This window comes from Enterococcus sp. ZQ21 (assembly GCF_030053755.1).
Lineage (GTDB): Bacteria > Bacillota > Bacilli > Lactobacillales > Enterococcaceae > Enterococcus_B > Enterococcus_B lactis.
Genome location: NZ_CP125658.1, coordinates 699,470 through 721,570 on the forward strand (window position 1 = coordinate 699,470; position 22,101 = coordinate 721,570).

General features: G+C 38.6%; 19 protein-coding genes, 1 tRNA gene and 3 pseudogenes. 17 read left to right on the forward strand and 6 right to left on the reverse strand.

Annotated elements, in window-relative coordinates; all coding sequences use genetic code 11:
- Positions 1-42: 42 nt before the first annotated feature.
- On the reverse strand, positions 43-1,977 hold the full coding sequence (locus QK255_RS03270) for an ABC-F family ATP-binding cassette domain-containing protein (RefSeq protein WP_002290874.1): 1,935 nt from the start codon (positions 1,975-1,977) through the stop codon (positions 43-45).
- Between the two features lie 225 nt (positions 1,978-2,202).
- Between QK255_RS03270 and QK255_RS03275 the strand changes: the two genes are divergently transcribed.
- Positions 2,203-2,859 (forward strand): redox-sensing transcriptional repressor Rex, encoded by a 657-nt coding sequence (locus QK255_RS03275; RefSeq protein ID WP_002290875.1) that lies wholly within the window; start codon positions 2,203-2,205, stop codon positions 2,857-2,859.
- Positions 2,860-2,932: 73 nt separating this feature from the next.
- Here the strand turns inward: QK255_RS03275 and QK255_RS03280 are convergent, their stop codons facing one another.
- Entirely contained in the window at positions 2,933-3,286 is a 354-nt protein-coding gene (locus tag QK255_RS03280) for a thioredoxin family protein (protein WP_002290876.1), read from the reverse strand.
- Between the two features lie 192 nt (positions 3,287-3,478).
- Here QK255_RS03280 and QK255_RS03285 point away from each other — a divergent pair, with 192 nt between their 5' ends.
- The 3 genes and pseudogenes from QK255_RS03285 to QK255_RS03295 all read left to right on the forward strand — a co-directional run bounded on the left by QK255_RS03285 (position 3,479) and on the right by QK255_RS03295 (position 6,301).
- Complete coding sequence (locus QK255_RS03285; protein WP_002290877.1) at positions 3,479-4,408, forward strand: permease; 930 nt, start codon at positions 3,479-3,481, stop codon at positions 4,406-4,408.
- A 10-nt stretch (positions 4,409-4,418) separates the two neighbouring features.
- Positions 4,419-5,261 carry a TIGR03943 family putative permease subunit gene (locus tag QK255_RS03290; RefSeq protein ID WP_002290878.1) on the forward strand — a complete coding sequence of 281 codons (843 nt, stop codon included), beginning with the start codon at positions 4,419-4,421 and terminating at the stop codon, positions 5,259-5,261.
- 264 nt (positions 5,262-5,525) lie between these two features.
- Positions 5,526-6,301, forward strand: a pseudogene (locus tag QK255_RS03295) (LytR/AlgR family response regulator transcription factor).
- A gap of 261 nt (positions 6,302-6,562) precedes the next feature.
- Here QK255_RS03295 and QK255_RS03300 read toward each other — a convergent pair.
- Both QK255_RS03300 and QK255_RS03305 read right to left on the reverse strand, forming a co-directional pair.
- Complete coding sequence (locus tag QK255_RS03300; protein WP_002290881.1) at positions 6,563-7,042, reverse strand: threonine/serine exporter family protein; 480 nt, start codon at positions 7,040-7,042, stop codon at positions 6,563-6,565.
- A 15-nt stretch (positions 7,043-7,057) separates the two neighbouring features.
- Complete coding sequence (locus QK255_RS03305) at positions 7,058-7,810, reverse strand: threonine/serine exporter family protein (protein ID WP_002290882.1); 753 nt, start codon at positions 7,808-7,810, stop codon at positions 7,058-7,060.
- 116 nt (positions 7,811-7,926) lie between these two features.
- On the opposite strand from QK255_RS03305, the gene QK255_RS03310 reads away from it, so the two are divergent.
- From QK255_RS03310 to QK255_RS03340, 7 genes and pseudogenes are all read left to right on the forward strand, one after another.
- A tRNA-Gly gene (locus QK255_RS03310) sits at positions 7,927-7,997 on the forward strand.
- A gap of 366 nt (positions 7,998-8,363) precedes the next feature.
- Positions 8,364-9,089, forward strand: coding sequence for a DNA/RNA non-specific endonuclease (locus tag QK255_RS03315; protein ID WP_002290883.1), 726 nt, complete (start codon positions 8,364-8,366; stop codon positions 9,087-9,089).
- Between the two features lie 253 nt (positions 9,090-9,342).
- A complete protein-coding gene (locus QK255_RS03320; protein WP_002290885.1) occupies positions 9,343-9,609 on the forward strand; it encodes an IreB family regulatory phosphoprotein in 267 nt (88 codons plus the stop codon).
- The gene (gene ruvX / locus QK255_RS03325) at positions 9,606-10,037 is read left to right on the forward strand and encodes a Holliday junction resolvase RuvX (protein ID WP_002290886.1); all 432 of its coding nucleotides are present in this window, start codon (positions 9,606-9,608) and stop codon (positions 10,035-10,037) included. The genes QK255_RS03320 and ruvX overlap by 4 nt, the downstream gene beginning before the upstream one ends.
- A gap of 24 nt (positions 10,038-10,061) precedes the next feature.
- Positions 10,062-10,367, forward strand: coding sequence for a DUF1292 domain-containing protein (locus tag QK255_RS03330; RefSeq protein WP_002290887.1), 306 nt, complete (start codon positions 10,062-10,064; stop codon positions 10,365-10,367).
- 193 nt (positions 10,368-10,560) lie between these two features.
- Positions 10,561-11,396, forward strand: a pseudogene (locus QK255_RS03335) (sulfite exporter TauE/SafE family protein).
- A gap of 63 nt (positions 11,397-11,459) precedes the next feature.
- Positions 11,460-11,894: a GNAT family N-acetyltransferase gene (locus tag QK255_RS03340; protein WP_283341582.1), complete on the forward strand. Its 435-nt coding sequence runs from the start codon at positions 11,460-11,462 to the stop codon at positions 11,892-11,894.
- A 61-nt stretch (positions 11,895-11,955) separates the two neighbouring features.
- Here QK255_RS03340 and QK255_RS03345 read toward each other — a convergent pair whose 3' ends face one another.
- Positions 11,956-13,278, reverse strand: a complete 1,323-nt coding sequence (locus tag QK255_RS03345; RefSeq protein WP_002308483.1) for a 2-hydroxycarboxylate transporter family protein — start codon at positions 13,276-13,278, stop codon at positions 11,956-11,958.
- A 153-nt stretch (positions 13,279-13,431) separates the two neighbouring features.
- Complete coding sequence (locus QK255_RS03350) at positions 13,432-15,072, reverse strand: malolactic enzyme (RefSeq protein WP_002290893.1); 1,641 nt, start codon at positions 15,070-15,072, stop codon at positions 13,432-13,434.
- A gap of 327 nt (positions 15,073-15,399) precedes the next feature.
- Between QK255_RS03350 and QK255_RS03355 the strand changes: the two genes are divergently transcribed.
- The 6 genes and pseudogenes from QK255_RS03355 (at position 15,400) to QK255_RS03380 (ending at position 22,098) form a co-directional block, all read left to right on the forward strand.
- Positions 15,400-15,870, forward strand: a complete 471-nt coding sequence (locus QK255_RS03355; protein ID WP_002290894.1) for a DUF4809 family protein — start codon at positions 15,400-15,402, stop codon at positions 15,868-15,870.
- 221 nt (positions 15,871-16,091) lie between these two features.
- Positions 16,092-17,195, forward strand: coding sequence for an alpha-hydroxy-acid oxidizing protein (locus QK255_RS03360; RefSeq protein ID WP_002290895.1), 1,104 nt, complete (start codon positions 16,092-16,094; stop codon positions 17,193-17,195).
- 284 nt (positions 17,196-17,479) lie between these two features.
- Entirely contained in the window at positions 17,480-18,160 is a 681-nt protein-coding gene (locus tag QK255_RS03365) for a WxL domain-containing protein (RefSeq protein WP_002290897.1), read from the forward strand.
- A gap of 90 nt (positions 18,161-18,250) precedes the next feature.
- Complete coding sequence (locus QK255_RS03370; RefSeq protein ID WP_002290898.1) at positions 18,251-19,288, forward strand: WxLIP family cell surface protein; 1,038 nt, start codon at positions 18,251-18,253, stop codon at positions 19,286-19,288.
- 10 nt (positions 19,289-19,298) lie between these two features.
- A complete protein-coding gene (locus QK255_RS03375) occupies positions 19,299-19,634 on the forward strand; it encodes an EF2685/EF0750 family sortase-dependent surface protein (protein ID WP_002290899.1) in 336 nt (111 codons plus the stop codon).
- Positions 19,618-22,098: pseudogene (locus QK255_RS03380) on the forward strand (WxL domain-containing protein). Before QK255_RS03375 ends, QK255_RS03380 begins: the two are co-directional and overlap by 17 nt.
- The last annotated feature ends 3 nt before the right edge of the window (positions 22,099-22,101 follow it).

Consider the following 22,101-nt stretch of genomic DNA (forward strand, 5'->3'; position numbering starts at 1 on the left):
GGCTATGACAACAGGGCTGTCACAACCTCTTTCCATTGGCTTTTAATTCTCGTATTCTTCTAATTCCAAGCTTAGTTCTTCCCATTCCGACAATTTTGTTTCTTGATCTTGTCTAGCTGATTCTAAAGCTTGGTTCAGCTCATTGAGTTTTACGTGATCTTCCAGATTTTCTGGTGCGACCATTTCTTGTTCCAACCGATCGATCCATTCATCGATCCGCGTCATTTCTTCTTCAACCTGAGTGATTTTTCGTTGAAGGCTACGGATAAGCTTTTGCTGTTCTTTGCTCTGGTAATAATCGGATTTATTCGTAGGAGCAGGAGCGGATTCTGGCTCATCTTGTGCCAATAATTCGGCGATTTCTTCTTCTTCTTGTTTTTTCTCTAAATAATAATCATAGTCTCCAAGATAGACTTTACTGCCATTTTCAGAGAGTTCGACGACTTTTGTCGCGATCCGATTGATGAAATATCGGTCATGGGAAACAAAAAGCAGTGTGCCATCGTAATCGATCAATGCATTTTCTAATACTTCTTTGTTGTCAATATCTAAATGGTTTGTTGGTTCGTCCAAGATCAAAAAATTTTCTTTGTTCATCGCTAGCTTGGCTAAAGCAACCCGTGCTTTTTCACCGCCGCTTAACAGAGGGATTGGTTTTTCTACATCTTCGCCAGAAAATAAGAAAGCACCTAAAGCACTTCGAATGTCTTTTTCAGGAGTGGTAGGATGCTCATCCCACAATTCTGCTAGAATCGTCTTGTTTGTATGCAGATCAGCTTGCCCTTGATCATAATAGCCGATGGTGACATTTGTCCCTAGCGTTTCTTTGCCACGGATAAAAGGGATCTGGTGGATGATCGATTTCAGCAACGTCGATTTTCCGATACCATTCGGACCTACTAGAGCAATCGCTTCTTGTCGGCGGATATCCAAATTGATTGGTTCAGATAAGGTGACATCATCATATCCGATAGCGGCATCTTCGATTTGCAAGACAACATTTCCAGAAGGTTTTTCTATACTGAAAAGAAAGTTTGCTTGTTTCTCATCCCCTTGAGGACGATCCAGACGTTCCATTTTTTCTAATGTCTTTCTGCGACTTTGCGCCCGTTTAGTGGTAGAGGCACGAACAAGATTCCGAGCAACGAAGTCTTCTAATTTGTGGATCTCTGTCTGCTGCTTTTCATAAGCCTTCCATTCACTTGTCAGCTGTTCTGCTTTCAAGTCTAGATACTTCGAGTAGTTGCCTTTGTAATGGCGCATTTTTCTTCTGCTTAGTTCATAAACTTCATTGACTACTTCGTCTAAGAAATAACGGTCATGTGAAACAATCAGTAATGCACCGGTATAGCTTTGCAGATAATTTTCAAGCCAGGAAAGCGTCTCGATATCTAAATGGTTCGTGGGTTCGTCTAGAATCAAAATGTCAGGGTGTTGCAAAAGCATGCGAGCTAAAGCTAAACGTGTACGCTGTCCACCTGATAAAGTATCGATTTTCTGGTCATAAAAGGAAGAATCGAATTTAAAACCATGCAATACGGAACGAATTTCATTTTCATAACCATAGCCGTTTCGATCCGAAAAATCGTGTTGCAGCCGATCATATTCTTTTAAATAAGAAGTATAAGCGGGTGTATCTGGCGTACCTTCGCTAATGAAAATCTCTAGTTCACGCATCCGCTGTTCCATTTGTCTAACTTGTTCAAAAGCTTTCAGCATCTCGTTCCACACTGTTTCATTGGAATCAAGTCCTGTGTCCTGAGCGAGGTATCCGAGAGTCGCTGTTTTATTTTTAGCAATCTTTCCATCATCTGGTGCTTCAATTCCAGCAATGATCTTCAATAAAGTCGATTTTCCAGCGCCATTTCTGCCAACTAAAGCGACACGAGCGCCTGTACTGATTTCTAAATGTATGTTTTCAAATAAGACTTCTGCACCAAAATGGCGAGCAATCTGATTGGCTTGTAATAATATCATGGAATCCTCTTTTCTACTTTGTGAATTCTCCTCAAATAAAAAACTATTTTTCAATTAGTAGTCTACCATAAATTCCATCATACTGCGAGATTTGCAGAAATGATAAATAAATGAATAAAGAATAAAATTTCACAATATCTGAGCAATGGAATTGATTTTTTCCTATAAATACTGCTATGATGGAGAAATCAAAGATGTAATTAGACAATACGTGGAGGTCATTTCGTGAAAGATCATATTATTCCAAAGGCGACAGCTAAAAGACTGCCTTTGTATTATCGTTATTTAAGGATTTTAAATAATGCTGGAAAGAAAAAAGTGTCTTCAACTGAATTAAGTGAAGCCGTTCAAGTAGATAGTGCAACGATCCGTCGAGATTTTTCTTATTTTGGCGAATTAGGAAAACGTGGGTATGGGTATGATGTAGAAGATCTTATGCACTTTTTTGCGAAGACATTAAATGAAGATCAATTGACAAATGTTGCGCTGATTGGTGTAGGGAACTTGGGAAGTGCTTTACTAAAATATAAATTCCATCAAAGTAATAGCATACGTATCAGTTGTGCTTTTGATGTGAATGAAGAAATCGTTGGACGCATCGTAGACGGTATCCCCGTTTATCCAATGGAAGATATGTCGGAACAAATCAAGATCCAGCAAATCGAAGTAGCGATTTTAACGATTCCCGCTGAAAGAGCACAAGAAGTAGTCAATCAGTTAACGGAAGCAGGAATCAAAGGAATCTTGAACTTTACCGCTGCTCGATTGAATGCTCCGTCAGATGTATTGATCCAAAATGTTGATTTGACGAATGAATTGCAAACCTTGATCTATTTCTTGCATTCTGACGCAAATGCGCATTCCGAAAATACAGCAGAATAAAAATAAAAAGCGATTGAACAAATGAAGGCAAAACTTTCACTTGTTCAATCGCTTTTTTCTGTTTGGATAATGTTTATTCTGTTCGAAAGAGTTCTTCATAAGAAAGAGAATCATCTTCTGCTGTCAGTTCATCTAGTAAATGCCGGATTTTTTTAAAGTCGATGAACCGCGCTTGCCGAGAGATCTCTTTTCCATGATGAAAAACCAGAACAACTGGCGCAGTCAATACTTCAAATCTGCTGGCTACTTCTGGCGTTTCGAATGCATCCAAATGAAGTGCCGGAATATCATAATGGGTGAGCAGCTCCTCCAATCGTGGACGAACAGCGTGACAAACACTGCAATTAGGCATCGAAAGATAAACGATGGCAACGGATGATTGTTGCAGTATGTCTTGAACTTCAGACAAATTAGTGGTTTGTTTCATTTTCATTCTCCCTTTTGTGATAGAAGTGATATGTACGAGACCTTAATTTAATGGGAATAATAGAAAAAGTCAATTGAAGTGCTTCGATAAAAAATAAGAGTTGTGTAAAAATTGACAGAGCAACTTGTTTTTTTTTGAATAAAAGCGTATATTTGCAAAGCGAATGAACTAGAAATGAAAAGGAGGAAACTCATGTTTTCTTTTATTCCCAATTCGGTTTTGCAGATGAGTACGATTTTCTTATCGATCGTTATCGAAGCATTGCCCTTTGTACTATTAGGTTGTCTTATCTCAGGCGCCTTACAAGTATTTTTGACCCCAGAACGTGTGAAGCGATGGCTTCCTGAAAATCGTATATTCTCTATTTTTACTGGTTCGATCTTAGGATTTTTCTTTCCTTCATGTGAATGCGGCATCGTACCTATCGTTCATCAGTTTGTAAAAAAAGGCGTGCCGGTTCACACAGCATTTGCTTTTATGCTGACAGCGCCAATCATTAATCCCATCGTGATTTTTTCCACGTTTATCGCATTTGGCAATTCTTGGCAGATGGCAAGCTGGCGAGTGATAGGCAGCTTTTTTGTTGCACTTGTGATTGGTGTCTGGCTTGCCTATTTTCAAAAAGACGCTGTATTGAAAGAAAAAATCTCCTCTAAAGTAGCCGAAGATCACCATCATCATGCCCATGAAGAAGAACACAGTGATAAGAATGAGCCAAAAAATCGGCTGTTCCATCAAACGGGGCATGTGTTGACACATTCAATCGATGAATTTTTTGATACAGGTCGTTATTTGATTATTGGTGGGTTAATCGCAGCTGCGATGCAGACTTATTTACCAACTAGAATGATGCTAACGCTCGGCTCAACAAAGATTTTAGCCATCATTATCATGCTGTTATTAGCTTTTACGATGTCTCTTTGTTCAGAAGCAGATGCGTTTATCGGGTCTTCATTGTTAAGTCTGTTCGGCACAGCACCTGTAGCTGCCTTTTTGGTCTTTGGTCCAATGGTCGATATCAAAAATCTATTGATGATGAAACGATATTTTACAGGACGTTTTATTCTATCGCTGATCGGACTGATTGCCCTTAGCGTTGTTGGATTCACATTATTTATTTAGGAGGAAAAATATGCTGCGGTTTTTGATTTTATCTGGCTATTTCGAATTGATGATGTATTTGCAAGTCTCTGGCAAACTTGATCAATATATCAATGTCCACTATCGTTATTTAGCTATTCTTTCGATGATTTTATCCGCTCTTTTGGCTTTAGTTCAGCTGTATTTGTGGGTCAAAAACGGAAAAGCAGAGGAAGAGACGCACGAGCATGATCATGATCACGACCATGGGTTATCGAAACCTTATCAACGTGGAATCGCCTATGTACTGCTTGCTTTGCCAGTGATCGTTGGTACGTTGTTTCCAACAGTTAGTCTGGACACTACAATCGTAGAAGCCAAAGGATTTAATTTTCCGGTAAGCAAAGAATCGGTAGGTGATCCGGAAATGCAGACACAATACCTAAAGCCAGATACAAGTATTTATTTCAACAAGTCAGACTACTTAGACCAAATGAGTGAACTGAAAGAGAAGTATGGGGATAAGCAGACTATCGAGATCACAGATGAAAATTATTTAGAAGTCATGGAGCTGATCTATAATTACCCTAGCGAATTCATTGGCAAAAAAATCAGCTATGAAGGATTTGTTTACCAAACACCGAACGATAGCAATGCAGATGTCTTCTTGTTCCGCTTCGGTATTATCCATTGTGTGGCAGATTCAGGAGTCTTTGGCTTGTTAACACATATGCCTGAAGGAGTAACGGTTAAAAATGATGAGTGGTATAAAATAGAAGGAACCATCCAATCGGACTATTATCAACCATTCAAGCGTGAAATTCCATCTGTAGTTGTGACAAACGCAGAGAAAGTCGCTGCTCCGAAAAATCAGTATGTGTATCGTTCTTTTTAAAAGAAAAAAATAAATGAACATAGCTCAGACAGTTGACGTGTAAGGACGTCGGTTGTCTGGCTTTTTTTGTATGAGATATTTGGCTATTTGATATGTTTTGTAAAATGATATTTATTTTAGAAGTTGCATGCTGAATGTAGTTAATAGCGGTTTCAAAGGTGTTGGAAAAGATTGTGAAGAGAATTACAATTTATTCCTAACATGTATGTTGAAAAGTTGTATGAAATGATTTTGATAGTAAAATATCGAGTGGAGGTACTTTGTATGATAACACGTATATTTATTTTGGATGACAGTTTGGTTTTTGAAAAAATGATAGAAGATATTTTGGAAGAATCCAGAAATTTACTGATTCCTTGGAATTTCGAGATAATCAAGGGATTGAACGTCATGCAGTTTGTTGAATTTGTCAAAAACAATGATATTCGTTCATCGGATATTTTTTTTCTTGATATCGATTTGAACGCTTATTACAGCGGGATTGAACTAGGAGAAATGCTTAGAGAAAAGAACGCGAAGTGTAAAATTGTTTATTTGACCTCTCATCCGAATAAAGCAATAGCTGTTATTAACCGAAATATTACGCCTAGCGGGTATTTGATAAAAGAATTCACTTATGAAAAAAATAAAAAAAACATCCAAAGTTACTTATTGAAAGAAAAAGAGAACGAGCCTGTTCAACAAGCGAACAAAAAAAGTGGACGTCTGTTCGTTATGGCAATAGCGATCATTATATCCATTACGATGAGATTCTTTATCTAATGAGCATGCCAGGCTATAAAAATAAGATAGGTTTGGTATTGAAAGACGAAGAGACACTCATAAACGGCACAATAAAAAAATATAAAAAAACACTGGAATATGAGTATTTATGTAAAGATTTAAAAGTCTACATCATTAATACTGAAAACATTACATCTATTAGCCGAGTAAATGAAGTAGTAACGTTTACGAATGGAGAACAACTAGAGATGGGTAAGAGAAGTATTGATAAACTAAAGAAATTTATTCAAGAAAAGATAAGGAATGAATCATTTTAAAAAATTAAAAATAAAGGATCATATCTCACTTTTTAGTAAACAGACTTAAGTTAATCATGCAAGTTCCTTCTTCCATTTTGTTTCTCTAATACTCGGACCAAGATGCTGATCTCACCCCTTCTACTAAACAGTGTTCCAGAAGTAGTTTCTTCGAAAAATAAGATAGGATTCACAAAAATTTAAGAAACCATTTTCGTGAATCCTGTCTTATTTCGTGAAGCTAATCACTTCTGTCACAACCTTTTCTTTGTTACACTTCGTTTATTTAAAAAGCCGTTTTTTTCGTTTCAACATGATGGCATCACGCTTTACTTTGAAGTTGCGGATGTTATGGTTAAAGACTTCCGATAATACGAGACCTAAAGCAATTGCTCCAGCTATCATGATTGCTTGGACCGCATAGTGAGCTGCTTCTTGATAGGATTCAGTAACGAGATTCCGAACCGCTTGATAAGCCAAACCACCCGGAACTAAAGGAACCATCCCAGGAATATTGAAAATCGTTACAGGCATTCTCAAACGCTTAGAGAAAAGATCACTGATGAATGCGACTCCTAAAGAGCCAAGCAATGACCCGAAAGCAGCAGATCCGCCCATTTGAACACAGATCCAGTAGATCATCCAGCCGAAAGCACCAGAAAGACCACAACAAATCAATGAACGCCTAGGGACATTTGTAACAATGGCAAATGCCGCAGTCGCTAAAAAACTAAAAGAAAATTGAATAAATATCGTGCCCATACTCGTGCTCCTTTCTTAATAAAAAAGCTGGAAAATAAAAGCAATCGCAAAACCAATCATCGTAGCAGTCATCATCGCTTCTGTTCCGCGAGAAACCCCTGACACATAATGACCAGCTAGCAAATCACGGATAGCATTCGTAATTTGAACCCCAGGAACCAAAGGCATCACACATCCGATAATAATTAAATCCTGATTGCTTCCTAAGCCAAAACGAACACTGTAGATAGCAGCTATGCCAATCAATAAAGAAGATAAAAATTCCGATAAAAATTTGATTCTAAAAAATTTCAAACTATACAGATAAACTGCGTATCCCCATCCACCAATAATTAAAGTCACAGGCAAATCGGTCATCTTTCCGCCGAATAACACCATGATCGTTCCACTGATAACTGCCGCACTAACGATCTGCAACCAGACAGGAAAGAACGAACGGTCTCGGTCGATTGCCTGCAATTCACTGTAAAGTTCTTCTAATGTTAGTTCTGAAGCAACATACTTACGTGAAAGATCATTCACTTTTACTACTTTTTCTAAATTGATCGAACGGTTGGTGATTTGTTCCATTCGAATGGTCGAGGTACGATCAAGACCAATAAAGAGACCAGTCTGCGTGACATAGCTGACCAAACGGAAATTTCCAGAAGCTAAAGCAATTCGACTCATCGTATCTTCTACCCGATACATCTCTGCATTGCTTTCCATCATGATTTTCCCAGCGAGTAGACAAGTGTCTAGCAGCAGATCTAATTCTTTTCCCGTCATAGCATCTTCTCCAATAATTGATTGATTAGTTTTATTTTACTACAAAACATATCGGAAGCGTAAAGAATAAAAAAACTTGAGGAAGGAGTGAAAGAGGCGTATACTGTTTTTGTATCGCGGGTGTAGTTTAGTGGTAAAATCCCAGCTTCCCAAGCTGATGTCGCGGGTTCGATTCCCGTCACCCGCTTAAAAGAGGCTGTGAAAAAGCTGTCCTGCATCAAGTAATATGAATAGTCAAGCAAAAAAGCTTCTTATGTTTTTGACTTGGTTGGACTTATTACCGCAGATGCAAGCTTTTGAACACTGTTTACCAAGAGGTCGTACAGAAGCCGTTTAGTTTTGAGTATTAAGAAAAATTTTTTGAATGATAATAAATACCTTGTAAATAGTGTTTTGTGATTGAGTAGAGACGATGAATCCGTCTCTTTTTTTGTATTCTTAAGCCGTCTAAAAACTGGTTTTATTTTTTTACTGTTTCTATTTCTTTCCAGTATTTATTTATAGGGGAACATATGTTAAGATTTAGGGGGGCTGTTAGTAAAGGAGTAAAGAAATGAGCAAAAAAACAACCAAGGCGATCGTGGGGATCGTCGCTGCTGTGATTGCAGGGGCACTCGGTATTTCCACCACACAAAAAGATTCAGATATCTTCCAACAAATTACAACCATTTTTGATTCCACACCGCAAGCTTCTCAAGTAGCGGATGTGCCAGAATATGATGGAAAACATCAAGAAATAGAAATCAATGGGAATCAGCCGGAGTTTACAAAAGAGGATCTTAGTCTTTCCAAAGGGACATGGGAAAGCTATTCAAATATAGACAAATTGAACAGAGTAGGACAAGCCAATGCGATGTTGGGAAAAGACTTGTTTCCTACTGAAAAGAGAGAACCTTTGTATATTGATCCGACAGGTTGGAAACAAAAGAAATTAAGTGACGGACAATGGTTATACAACCGCAGCCATTTGATTGGTTTCCAGTTGACTGGTCAAAATAATAACATTAAAAACTTAATGACAGGGACACGTTCGTTGAATGCTCCGTACATGCTTGCCCACGAAAATGATATTGCGGCATATATCAAGGAAACAAATCATCATGTACGCTATCGTGTCACTCCTCATTTCGAGGGAAATGAACTGGTAGCAAGAGGTGTGCAGTTGGAAGCAGAAAGCATTGAAGACAAAAAAATTGAATTCAATGTCTTTATCTACAATGTTCAAGATGGCTACACCATCAATTATGAGACAGGGCAAGCAACGAAAACGAAAAATTAGTAGCAGCAATTCGAATTTTTTATGAACTTTATGAAAAAATTGTGTAAAAACATACTTTCAAAGAAATATAGCGTATACTTTATGGAAAGAGGGCTTTTGAAAAAGCTACAGAAAAAAGGAAAAATCAGACAAATCGTGTTTCTTAATTTATTCAGAAGTTTGGAATATTTGTTTGTAGTTTTCCCTTTCTTCGAGTAAAATAAGGGTGTAGAAGGTAAGCTGGAATTACCTTGCGGGAAAGAGGTGTAGAATCATGGGTTTTACAGATGAAACCGTACGTTTTGGTTTTGACGATAGTCGCAAAAAAGAAGTGAGCGAAACATTAGCGATTGTTTATCGGGCTTTGGAAGAAAAAGGCTACAATCCAATCAATCAGATTGTCGGCTACTTGCTTTCTGGAGACCCGGCCTACATTCCTCGTTATCGTGATGCACGAAATTTGATTCGCCGTCACGAACGCGATGAAATCATGGAAGTAATTGTCAAAGACTACCTCTCAAATCATGGAGTGAATTTATGAGAGTAATGGGCTTGGATGTCGGTTCTAAGACAGTAGGCGTTGCTGTGAGCGATCCCTTTGGCTGGACAGCTCAAGGAGTAGAAATCATTCGAATCAATGAGGCAGAAGAAGAGTTTGGTTTTGATCGGTTGAAGGAATTAGTGGCGCAGTACGAAGTAGACCGTTTTGTAGTTGGATTACCTAAGAATATGAACAATTCCATCGGACCAAGGGCAGAAGCTTCCATGTCATATGGAGAGAAGATCAAAGAACTATTCTCCTTGCCGGTTGATTATCAAGATGAACGACTAACCACTGTTCAGGCAGAACGTATGCTAGTAGAGCAGGCAAATACTTCAAGAGCGAAACGAAAAAAAGTCATCGATAAATTAGCAGCTGTGATGATCTTACAAAATTATTTAGACGGCTCAGGTAAGCAATTATTTTAATAATAAAAGAAAAGAGGTAATCTTATGACAGAACATAACCATTCCCACGACCATGAAGGACACGAACACATCACGTTGGTGGATGACCAAGGAAATGAAACATTATATGAAATCCTACTAACAGTTGACGGACAAGAAGAATTTGGACGTAACTATGTTCTTTTATATCCTGCTGGTGTTTCAGAAGATGAAGATGTAGAATTACAAGCTTATGCATACATCGAAAACGAAGATGGAACAGAAGGCGAGTTAGAACAAATCGAAACAGACGCAGAATGGGACATGATTGAAGAAGTATTCAATACATTCATGGCTGAAGAAGAAGAATAGAATAAAAGAATTGATATGGTGCAAGAAAGCTGGACTCTCTGAAAAGGAGAGCCCGGTTTTTTTGTTTAGCACTACATTTCTTTAAAAAGTAGAAAAGCTTTCGAAGCCTCGTTCGTTTCTTTTACTGTATAATATAAGCAAAGAGTAAAAATCGCTAAAAGATATAAATAAGAGAAAGGATATACAAGATGATATGATTGGTCTGATTTATTTTGTGGTGATCGTTCTGGCAAATACAGTTGGCGCTATTTCTGGCATGGGCGGAGGCGTGTTGATCAAACCGATTCTTGATCTTATCGGTGCCCATTCTGTTGCAGGTATTTCTTTTTACTCAACGGTTGCGGTATTCACGATGTCTATTGTTTCGACAGTGCGACAAGTATCAAGTGGGAAATCGCTGAATTGGCAGATTGTCGGTTGGGTATCTGGTGGAGCTGTAGTTGGAGGAATAGCCGGTAACATTGTATTCGAAATTTTTTTACGGTTGTTTGAAAATGAAAAGCATGTGCAGCTGATCCAAATTTTCTTGACGGTATTGACCTTGGTTTTTGCGTTCTTCTACACCAAGCATCATCAGCCAAAATTTCATCTAACGTCATGGATTTGGTATCTTATATGTGGGGGGATCTTGGGCTTTTTAGCTAGCTTTTTAGGTATCGGTGGTGGACCCATCAATGTTTCATTACTGATGCTGATGTTTGCCTTGCCAATAAAAGAAGCAACGCTGTATTCTCTATCTACGATTTTCTTTTCTCAACTGGCTAAATTAGTAACGATTGCTTAACAAGTGGCTTTATGCGCTTTGATTTATCTATGTTGTTTTATATTATCCCCGCTGCTGTTATTGGAGGTTTGTGGGGAGCAAAATTTAGCAGGATTTTGTCTCCAAAAAAAGTGACCTTTATTTTTCAAGTAATTGTCCTCGTGGTTCTTTTGGTCAATTGTTACAATGCCTTTGTCATCTTACAAACATTAGGAGAATCTAGATTAACGCAAGTCAAAATCACTGAAAAGTCTTTTTTTAAGTGAAAAAAGGAGTATACTGTGATAAAAAAATTCATTTAAAAAAATAAAAATTGGCTGGTGATTTGGATGTTGCGGGAAATGCGTTTAGGAGATGCAGAAGCACTACGAGAAATCAATGCGGAACAATTAGGATATGATGTACCATTAACCGTTACGGTGAGACAAATGAAGAAACTGTTGAAGGAGCCAGAAAAAAATTTTTTCTTGGTCTATGAAGATCCTACTTCTAAAAAAGCAGCTGGCTATGTACAAGCGGAGTCCTATGAATCGATTTTCAGCGATCCGATGTTCAATATTATGGCACTTGCTGTGTCTAAACATGCTGAAAAAAGAGGAATCGGAAAGGCCTTGATGACTGGCGTAGAAGAAGAAGTGAAAAGACGAGGAATATCAGCAATAAGACTTAATTCTGCAGAATACAGAGTAGAAGCACACCGATTTTATGAACGCATCGGTTATCATTCCGATAAAATGCAAAAAAGATTTTTGAAAATCCTGTAAATTTTTATCAAAAAATACCTGGTCATCAAGCCGATACTTGATGATCAGGTATTTTTTTTGACTAAGAAAGTAATTGCATCAAGAAACCTGAGATGATCAAAACGATGGCACCACCAAGCCGATTGCCCATTTGAGCAAAAGCAATAAGTTCCATCCGATTAGCTGCAGATAAGACAGCTACATTTCCTGTACCACCCATCGAGTTGTTGCATAAGCCAGCAGTAATAGTTGATTCGATTGGATATAAACCAAACAAACGACCGACAAATCCTGAAACTACTGAAATCGCGATAACACTTGTCAAACATAAGACAACAAATTGCCATGTCAAAGCAGAAGCCAATACATTTAGATTCAATAACGCAATACCGATACCGGCAAGAACAGCTGCTGTCAAGTTTTTGACAATCAAGTTGTTGAACATGATAGCTGCATCTTCGTAATATTCTGGTAATAGGTTTGCGATTTTACAGATAACAACGATAATGATCATGAATGCGTAAGCATGGACTTTAGGAACAAAATAGTTACCGATTTGTCCTAAGATGAAGAAAGTCAATGATACCATCAAACCGACACCTAATTGTGGAATGGAAGGTTTTACATTTCTAGGTTTTCCATCGCCAAGGTCGCCTTTTTCCATTAATTTACCATTACCGTTGAATTTTGGCATTGATTGTCCCGCACGAGCAACTAACGCTGCACCAATGATAGCTAGGACATTTGTCATTGCTGTCGCAGGAATCAGGCGGGAAATGATAGAAGAAGCGTCCGTACCTAAAACATTTGCATAAATCGTTGATAAAGGTACAGCTCCGGCTCCAACACCACCAGCCATTGCGGGCAATGAGATATATAAAACGGAATTTGCAAAACCATTTCCGATAAGCATACCTACGAGTCCTACGGCAAAAAAGGAGACGACCATTGAAATAAGTGCAACGGGAATAAAACGAACAGAAGCTTTCATCAATAGATTACGGTTCATACCAAGGATGCTACCAGTAATCAAGGCAGCAATATAAAAGTCTAAAAAGCCCATATTGCTGACAAAGTTTTCTGTGGATTTTACTACATACTCAGGTAAGATCCCAAATGTAGCAATCGCGGCAGAGGCAAAGATCGCAAAAACGGAGCCACCACCTAAATAACTTTTGACGATAGGGATTTTTGTTCCGATAAAATGAAATAAATTACCGAAAATGACCAAAACAGCGATTGGGCCAATCATATTCGTCGGTAATTTTCCTAAAGCCATTGCAATGATCAGGACAAGGACCATGATCAAATAAAGGGGCAAACTTACGCCGGTAATTTTTGTTGACCAAAACCCTTCTTTTTTCTTTTCCTCAACTGCAGTTGCAGTTGTTGTTTTTTGTGCCATTTTTACAGATCCTTTCTTATTCTGTATCGTATGAAAAAAGCCAAAGAGAAGCGGCAAAAGAGCAGTAGTTGGCTGGCTGCTGTCTTGCCGCAGTCGCTTTTTTCTTTTTAGACGTCATACAAAGTTTCTGTATGTTCTTTTACTATAACAATCTTAATCTTCTAAAGATTTATATTCAGGAACCCATTTAGCAGATTCAACAGCTTCTTTGATATCCGTGATTTCTTCACGATTCAATTTTTGTGCAACAACTGATTTTGCGACAGTTTCAGCAATCGTTTGAGAGAATTCAGTGATTTTTGCTACTGGAGGCAATATAGCTGCTCCTGGTTTTGTTACATCAACGATTCCGCCTAATGCTCGACTAGCTTGAGAAATGATTTCAGCATTTACTCGTGTAGCTGTTGAAGCAATCAAACCAAGCCCTAAACCTGGGTACATCAACGCATTATTTGCTTGACCGATTTGGTAAGTTACACCGTTATATTCCACATCAGCAGCAGGGATACCTGTTCCAACTAAAGCTTTTCCGTCCGTCCATTCAATCAAATCTTTTGCTTTTGCTTCTGCCAATTTTGTTGGATTAGACAAAGGCATGATGATTGGACGTGGGGTATGAGCCGCCATTTCTTTCACGATTTCTTCAGTGAATGCTCCAGGTTGGGTAGAAGTACCGATCATGATCGTTGGATGGATTGCTTTTACAACTGCTTCTAAGTTTGTCAATTCATCAGCATTAGTGAATTCTGAGCGTTTACGAGCGAATGGGATTTGACCAGGAGTCAATCCTTTTGTATCTTCAAACAATAAACCCTGTTTATCTACTTGATAGAAATGTTGGCGTGCTTCTTCTTCAGGTACACCTTGACGGATCATTTCATCTAAAAGGATGTTTGCGATACCTACACCAGCAGTACCAGCACCAAATGTCAAGATCGTTTGATCTTTCAATTGCTCACCTGATATATTCAATCCACCTAATACACCAGCTAGTACAACGATTCCTGTGCCTTGGATATCATCATTGAAAGTAGTGATTTTATCTTCGTATTTTTCTAAGATCGTTGCAGCATTTCCTCGTCCAAAATCTTCCCAATGTAATAACAATTCTGGGAATAATTCAGTAGCTGATTGAACGAATTGATCAATGAATTCGTAGTAAGTTTCGCCTTCTACACGAGCATGACGATTCCCTAAGTATAATGGATTATTCAATAATTCTTCGTTATTAGTACCAGCGTCGATTGATACAGGCAAGACTTGTGCAGGATTGATACCAGCCGCAGCAGTGTAGACCATCAATTTACCGATAGCGATGTCAACACCGTTCACACCCCAGTCACCCATACCTAAGATTCCTTCTGCATCTGTCACAACGATCAAACGAATGTCGCGTCCACCTGCTGCGTTTTTCAAACTTGCTTTGATATTTTCTGGTTCGTCGATTGAAAGAAATGCAGCATCTTGTGGTTTCAAGAAAATTTCGTTGTATTGTTCGATTGAATCCGCAACGACAGGATCATAAACGACAGGCATGAATTCAACTAAATGTTCGCCCATCAATTTATAAAACAATGTCCGGTTCGTATTGAATAGATTCATTAAGAAGATACGTTTTTCCAAATCGGTCTGTTTGCTTAAGTATTGACCGTAAGCTTGGACAGATTGTTGTTCCAATGTTTGGACAGTACTTGGAAGCATACCAGTGATTCCGTATTTTGCCCGTTCTTCTTTTGTAAAAGCTGTTCCTTTATTTAGAAAAGGATTATTTAATAAGTTTAGCCCTGTAAGCATGAATGATTCCTCCTAAGTTTTAATACAAACGAAGTATAGGAGTCAGATGAGGATATAGTCAAAAAGAGCAGGTATAATAAATTTTATTTATATGAGTAATAGAGTCAAAAGAAATCAAAATAGCGGTATTTGTTCTTTTTATATCAACAATCCTTGCTTGATTACTATGCGTATCTCTTATATGCTAAAGAAAGAAAAGTAGAAGAATAAAAGATATGTTAATAAATAGAATCTCTGAAGAATAAATCACGTGATCGTGACGATAAAGTTCACTTACGTCAGGTGATAAAAAATACATAAGTAGAAAACTAAGAGGAGGATCAGAAAATGAAAGAAGTTCAATTGATCAGAAAAAGCGAACTATCAGAAGGTGGTTGCAATGCGTGCGGCGTAGTAGAAGCAACAAGCTATACATTAAAGCTTGGTGCCAACAAAGCGATAATCTCTGAGTTGACAGTAGGCGGTCTTGTGGACAGTCTGGCGCTTGCTGAAGGTTTTATTGGAGAAGATATTTATGAGATGTTTTCAGAAATCCGTCAGTTAAAAAAAGGGGAAAACTGCATAGAGGTTCATCATGAGAGCCCGAATGTGAGATTCAAACGTGGTGATAATGAGATGATCTTCAATAATCATGTGTCCGATCACACCGAGCTATATGGAATCGTGAATCAAATACTAACTGAGCTTTTTGGATTGGGACCTTATGCGTTCAAGGAAGAAAACGGTAATCCAAAATTAAACGAAGAATGGCAAGAAACGATTGAAACACAAAGAAACAACCCGCACTTATTTCAATAGGCATCCACAGTATTTCGTAAAAGGGACTTTGACACGACTTTTGTCAAAGTCCCATCGTTTTTTATCTATTTGTGTTCTAAACATTTCTTTCAGAGTAGTAACAACTGGAATGACTGAAATGTAAACAGATTATTTGCCTGTATCAATACGGAAGAGTAATATAAAATGTGTAAACGCTATCATATTATTCATTCAATTTTTTATAGAGGGAAGGCATTGAAATGGAAAAAACGTATCAAGCAGGTACAAATGAAGGAATAGTGGATTTTATCAATATGGAAGATTTAGAAATAGCCGCTTCACAAGTGATTCCAGCTGGTGGTTATGGTTACATCAGCAGTGGTGCTGGCGACTTATTTACTTATCAAGAAAATGAACGGGCATTCAATCATCAGCTGATTATTCCTCATGTATTAAGAGATGTAGAATTACCCGATACAACTACACATTTTGACGAAGAAACGCTGACTGCACCAATCATCATGGCACCAGTTGCTGCTCATGGCTTAGCTCATGTGAAGGCGGAGAAAGCTTCTGCAAAAGGTGTAGCAGATTTTGGGACGATCTATACAGCAAGTTCTTACGCTTCTTGTACATTAGAAGAGATAAGAGAAGCAGGCGGGGAGAAAGCACCGCAATGGTTTCAATTTTATATGAGCAAAGATGATGGGATCAATTTGGATATTCTTGAAGTGGCCAAGCGTAATGGAGCAAAAGCAATCGTATTGACAGCGGATGCAACAGTTGGCGGAAACCGTGAAACAGACCGCAGAAATGGGTTTACCTTCCCACTGCCAATGCCGATCGTTCAGGCTTATCAATCAGGAGTAGGCCAAACGATGGATGCTGTGTACAAATCTTCCAAACAGAAGCTTAGTCCAAAAGATATAGAATTTATTGCTGCTCATTCTGATTTGCCAGTCTATGTGAAAGGTGTCCAGTCAGAAGAAGATGTCTATCGTTCATTAGAATCTGGTGCTGGCGGAATCTGGGTATCTAATCATGGCGGCCGTCAACTAGATGGTGGTTCAGCAGCGTTTGATTCGTTGCAATATGTGGCAGAAGCAGTAGATAAACGTGTACCAATCGTGTTTGACAGCGGTGTACGACGCGGACAGCATGTTTTCAAAGCAATCGCATCAGGTGCAGATCTTGTTGCTATTGGCAGACCCGTTATTTATGGATTGTCTTTAGGAGGAAGCATAGGAGTCCGTCAAGTGTTTGATTTCTTTAAAACAGAATTGGAAATGGTCATGCAATTAGCTGGAACACAAACAGTAGAAGATATCAAAAAAATAAAATTGCGTGAGAATCGTTTTATTTAAGATACAAATGACGAAAACAATAGGAGTGCGGCAGTTGATGCCGTACTCCTATTTGTATGGGTCAGAGAAGCATTAATAGAATAAGTTGAAATGAAAAAAAGAAAATTGAAATGTTTTTTCATACTTAATAAAAAAATAAGAATATTCATGTAAACGATTTTATTGCTTTTTTCTCTTTTTATACAAAAAGGGACAGAATTTCAAGTAAGCGGATGAATTCATGAGGATTTTTTGCATGCTGTCTCTACTATACTTAGGTCACTAAGAAAAAGGAGTGATTTATTATGAAAAAGAACATGATTGGGACATTATTACTTTCAACACTTCTTCTAGGCGGCTTGGCAACCCCAGCTTTTGCTGAAGGTCAAGCAACTTCAAAAGGAGATATTACCTTTACTGAGCCAACAAATACTGTCGTACCCCTTGATCCTACTGATCCTTCTAAACCAGTAGAGCCGGCAGATCCGGAAAATCCAGGAACTGGCCAGACAGGTCCTTTAACGCTGGATGTAGTTCCCGAATTGCCGTTTGGTACACACGAGATTGAAAGCGGAACAAAAACATATCAAATAGACGCTTCAAAAAATGATACACCTTATCTTCAAGTATCAGATCGTCGAGGTGTAGGTGCAGTCGGGCAAGCGCAAGGATGGAACGTGACAGTTTCGGTTTCAGATTTTGTAAACGGTTCACAAGTTTTGCAAGGGGCTGAATTGGATTTTGGGACATCCACTGTGAAAAGTACCTCAGATAACGAAGCCACTGCACCAACTAGTCAAGCTGTGACTGGATTAAGTAAAGCAAGTGCAGCGACACCAATATTTACAGCAGCAAAAGACCAAGGTCTAGGAACATGGCTTTCTGTTTATGATCCAGCAAATATCACGCTGAAAGTACCTAAAGCAGCAGCTGGAACATTCACGGCTGATTTGACTTGGAACCTCGTGGCTGGCCCAGTAGCATAGAATATGAAATGAATTCAACAAACTGCGGTGAAAATACTATGGGTGAAGAATCTTTTTACCGCAGTTGTTGTTGAAAGGATGTGGTGGACAATGAATCAAAGTAAACGACTGTTTGTTTCGTTTTTTTCTATTTTAAGTCTATTTTTCATTTTTCCGTCAATCAGTCAAGCAGAGGATTCAGCAGGAGACTTTGGGATCAAACCGGTATTTCCAGAGAATCAAATAGATAAAGCAATCGGTTATTTTGATTTATTAGTGGCACCGGAACAAAATCAGACACTGGAAGTAATTATCAGCAATTCTTTAGATCAAGAACGAACATTTGAGGTCTCTGTTAATCCGGCGGTAACGAGTGATGGTGGAACAATCGATTATAGTCAAAAAAATCCAACGCTAGATGGGACCTTGCCGTTTGATGTCCGTGACGTTTTGACCGTTGCCATAAAGGAAGTCAATGTACCAGCGCATGCTGAAACAACTGTACCTGTAGAAGTAAAAATCCCAGCTAAAAGCTTTAAGGGACGTGTATTAGCGGGTATTCATGTTTCACCTAAAGAAGAAGCTGAAACAGAAAATGCTACAGAAGGTGCACAAATAAAAAATCGTATTGCTTATAATCTCGCAGTCGTTTTACAAGAAAGTCAAGAGACGATAGAACCGGATCTGAAACTTTTATCAGGAGATTTGAACGAGGTCAATGCAAAGCCCACTGTCCAGCTTCGTTTCCAAAATCCTCAGCCTACGATTATCAGCAATTTGATATTTACGAGCAAGATCTATTATGAAAATCAGCTTTATATTGAAAATACGTCTAATGCATTTTTAGTTGCACCAAATTCGAATTTTCACTTGAATCTTGATTTAGCTGGTGATAAAGCAAAAGCCGGCGATTACCGCGCAGAAATCATAGCAAAATCAGGTGACAGTAATGAATGGCGATTTACACAAAACTTTACGATCAAAAAAGAAAAAGCACAGAAAGTAAATGAAAATTCCGTTTTTGCAGTACAAGAACAATCTTTCCCATGGCTTTATGCAGGATTGGTTGCTGCAGTTCTTGTATTACTGTTGATTTTGCTGTTTTTGTGGATCCACAAGAAAAAGAAAAAAGGAGAAACAACACGATGAGGTGATTTCGTTGAAAGCATCAATCTTATTAGGAGGGATTATTGCAAGTTTGCTGTTCTTCAGCTGGCAAGAGCCAGTCCAAGCAGATACCAAAAGTTCAGGCACGATTACATTTTATGATCTAAGTCCAGTTCCGCATCCAAGTGGTTCAGTCAATGGCACATCAAAACAGCAGACACAGCCATCGATTTATAAAGAGGCTAATCAACATGGCGTATTTCCGGAGACGAATGAACAAAGGATCCGTTTTCTTTATTTGATCATTGGTATAGAATTATGGCTTCTTGTGTGGTTGTTGTTATGGAGAAGAAAGGAAAAGGAGGATGAACATGTTGCTACAAAATAAATTTACATTTTTTCGCTCCTTCTTTTTTACTTCGCTTTTTGTTTTAAGTATATTTATCTTTTCACCTTCGGCAGAAGCTGTTGGAGCAACGCCTCCTACCATTTCTTATGATCCGTACACATACGAAAATATCGTACCTCCAAATGGTGGACGTAGTGCAGTGAATGGCGGGAAGCTTGTCCAACTAACTGGGGCTAACCAGTTGCCTAAATTGACTGCTACTTATTTAAACGATGGTTCAAATGATCCTTGGAAAGGTGGCACGGTCCGTTTTCATTGGGAAAGTCATGTGAAACTAACAAATGTACTTGATTTGGTGAATATCACTGCACAAGGTTTTGCCTTCGTTGCAATCATTAATTTACCGGAACATGTATCAAGCAGTGATGTATTAAAAGCAATTGACTGGAACAACGCCTACTTGTATATTGCCGGTGCCCCCATCAAGGTTACTAGCGGAAGTTTATTATCAGCAGGAAGCCATACTTTACGTTTTGGGATGGGTTCGTGGGATACAAATACTCTCCTGCCAGATATCATCGCTATTATTACGCGAGGCGAGTTCAATGTTGACGATGTCCCGCTTCAATTTGATATTACAGCTAATGTCGCGAAGATGACAGAAAACGGAGATAAATATGATACGAGTCCAAACAAAATTTTGACCAAAGGTAAATTACAACCTTCTATATCTAAAAAAGCTATTTTTTCTGTTGATTTTTATGACTCGAATAATATTATCCAAGATCGTATGTTCAATTCGATCTTAGCTCCAGCTGCAGGTAGATTTTATCCTAAATTAACTGGTGGAAAATTGAATCCAGGAGCGTATGCATTTTCTGCAAGTGCAGAGATAAATACGTGGAATAGTTACATTTCACCAAGTGATTCAACAGGAAAATATAATACATTTGCTGATACTACAGAATACGTGGATGGGAATAACCAGAACCTTCCAGGCTCAACCAATAATCGAACACTAACGATGGGGTTGACTGAAGGACGTTTTGATCAATTACCGTCTACTCGCTTTGATCGTGTAGTCAATTATTTTACAGGAAAAAACGTCACACAAGGAGCAGCGCTGACTCATACTCCAGCAAGCACAAGTGGATTGAATCAGTCAACCAATATTGTATATAGCGGGAAAGATGCGCAAGGTGGATTGCTTTCTCCCGTTGCTTTAAAGGTATTGGAGCAGTATAAGCTAGACGGTACGGTTTTACCAACAAATTTAACAGCTGATAGTCAGTGGGGAAAGCTCCTTTCTCCTGCGCCGTACCAAGTCATGGCCAATTGGTCAGCAACTGAATTAAAAACGGGGTCGATCCATTACAGGCTTTATTCGAAAGGAACCCAAAAATTAGCGGCAGGATGGACAGATCAACTTTTCCAAACGATCTCATCAAATAATGGCGGCACAACTACAGCTACTTCTACACTACCTGCATTGGCTTCAGGGCAATATTATTTTGATTATCGCTTGGTGGACGATGTACTTACTAACCTGTATCCTTCTTTTGCGTACAAATGGCAGTCTGAACAAGCGGGAATCACCACTCTTCCCCAAATAACAGTGGCTAATTTTCCATCAGTGAGTGCAGACAGCCAGCTAAAAAATCTTAGCAGACAACCGGATGAAGGAACCCCATTATCTGCACTATCAGGGGATACGATACAAGAAAATGTGACATTCACGTTGACAAAATCTGGGGATGCGATCACCGACAAAAAAATCACGATCTCACTTCCAGAAAATACTACTTATATCAATGGTACCTTAAAATTAAATGGTACAACTGTCGCAGATACCGGCGTTCAACAAGGAGTATCTGTCCCAGCAGATTTATTGAGCAAAGTCGGCGATACTATTCATCTTACTTACAACTATCAATTAAATACTGTAGATACTTCTGTGCAATCTGTCAGCATACCGACAAAGGCAGCTGTACTTTCTAGCAATATTACATTAGCAGATGGTGTTAAGCTTCCTAATCCAGTTGTCCAAACATCTTCCAAAACAATTCTTGTCCCCAAACAAGAATTGACATTAGTTGATGTACCAGATGATTTTACATTTGGCAACGATCTCCCCAAACCGTTGAAGACAAGTTATTATGAAGCAAAAGGCGATTTTTCTTTTGATGTACGGGATACTCGGCTTCCAAGCACGTCTCCTTGGCAACTGACAGGTACATTGACTTCTTCATTTAAGAATGATCAAGGTCAAGAATTAAGCGGAACAAAATTGTACTTTAATCATGCTGGATCAAAGCAATTGATCCAATAAGGACAAAACACGATGATTTATCAAAGTGATGGCACAGCTAAAGGAGAGGTTCTCGTTGACTTTCCCGATACCGATGGTTTACTCTTAGAGGTAAATAGCAGTACGAACGCTCAACCTGGCGTAAGGTATCAAGGCACGATCACATGGGAACTGTCAGCTGGGCCAATCAGCTAAGTG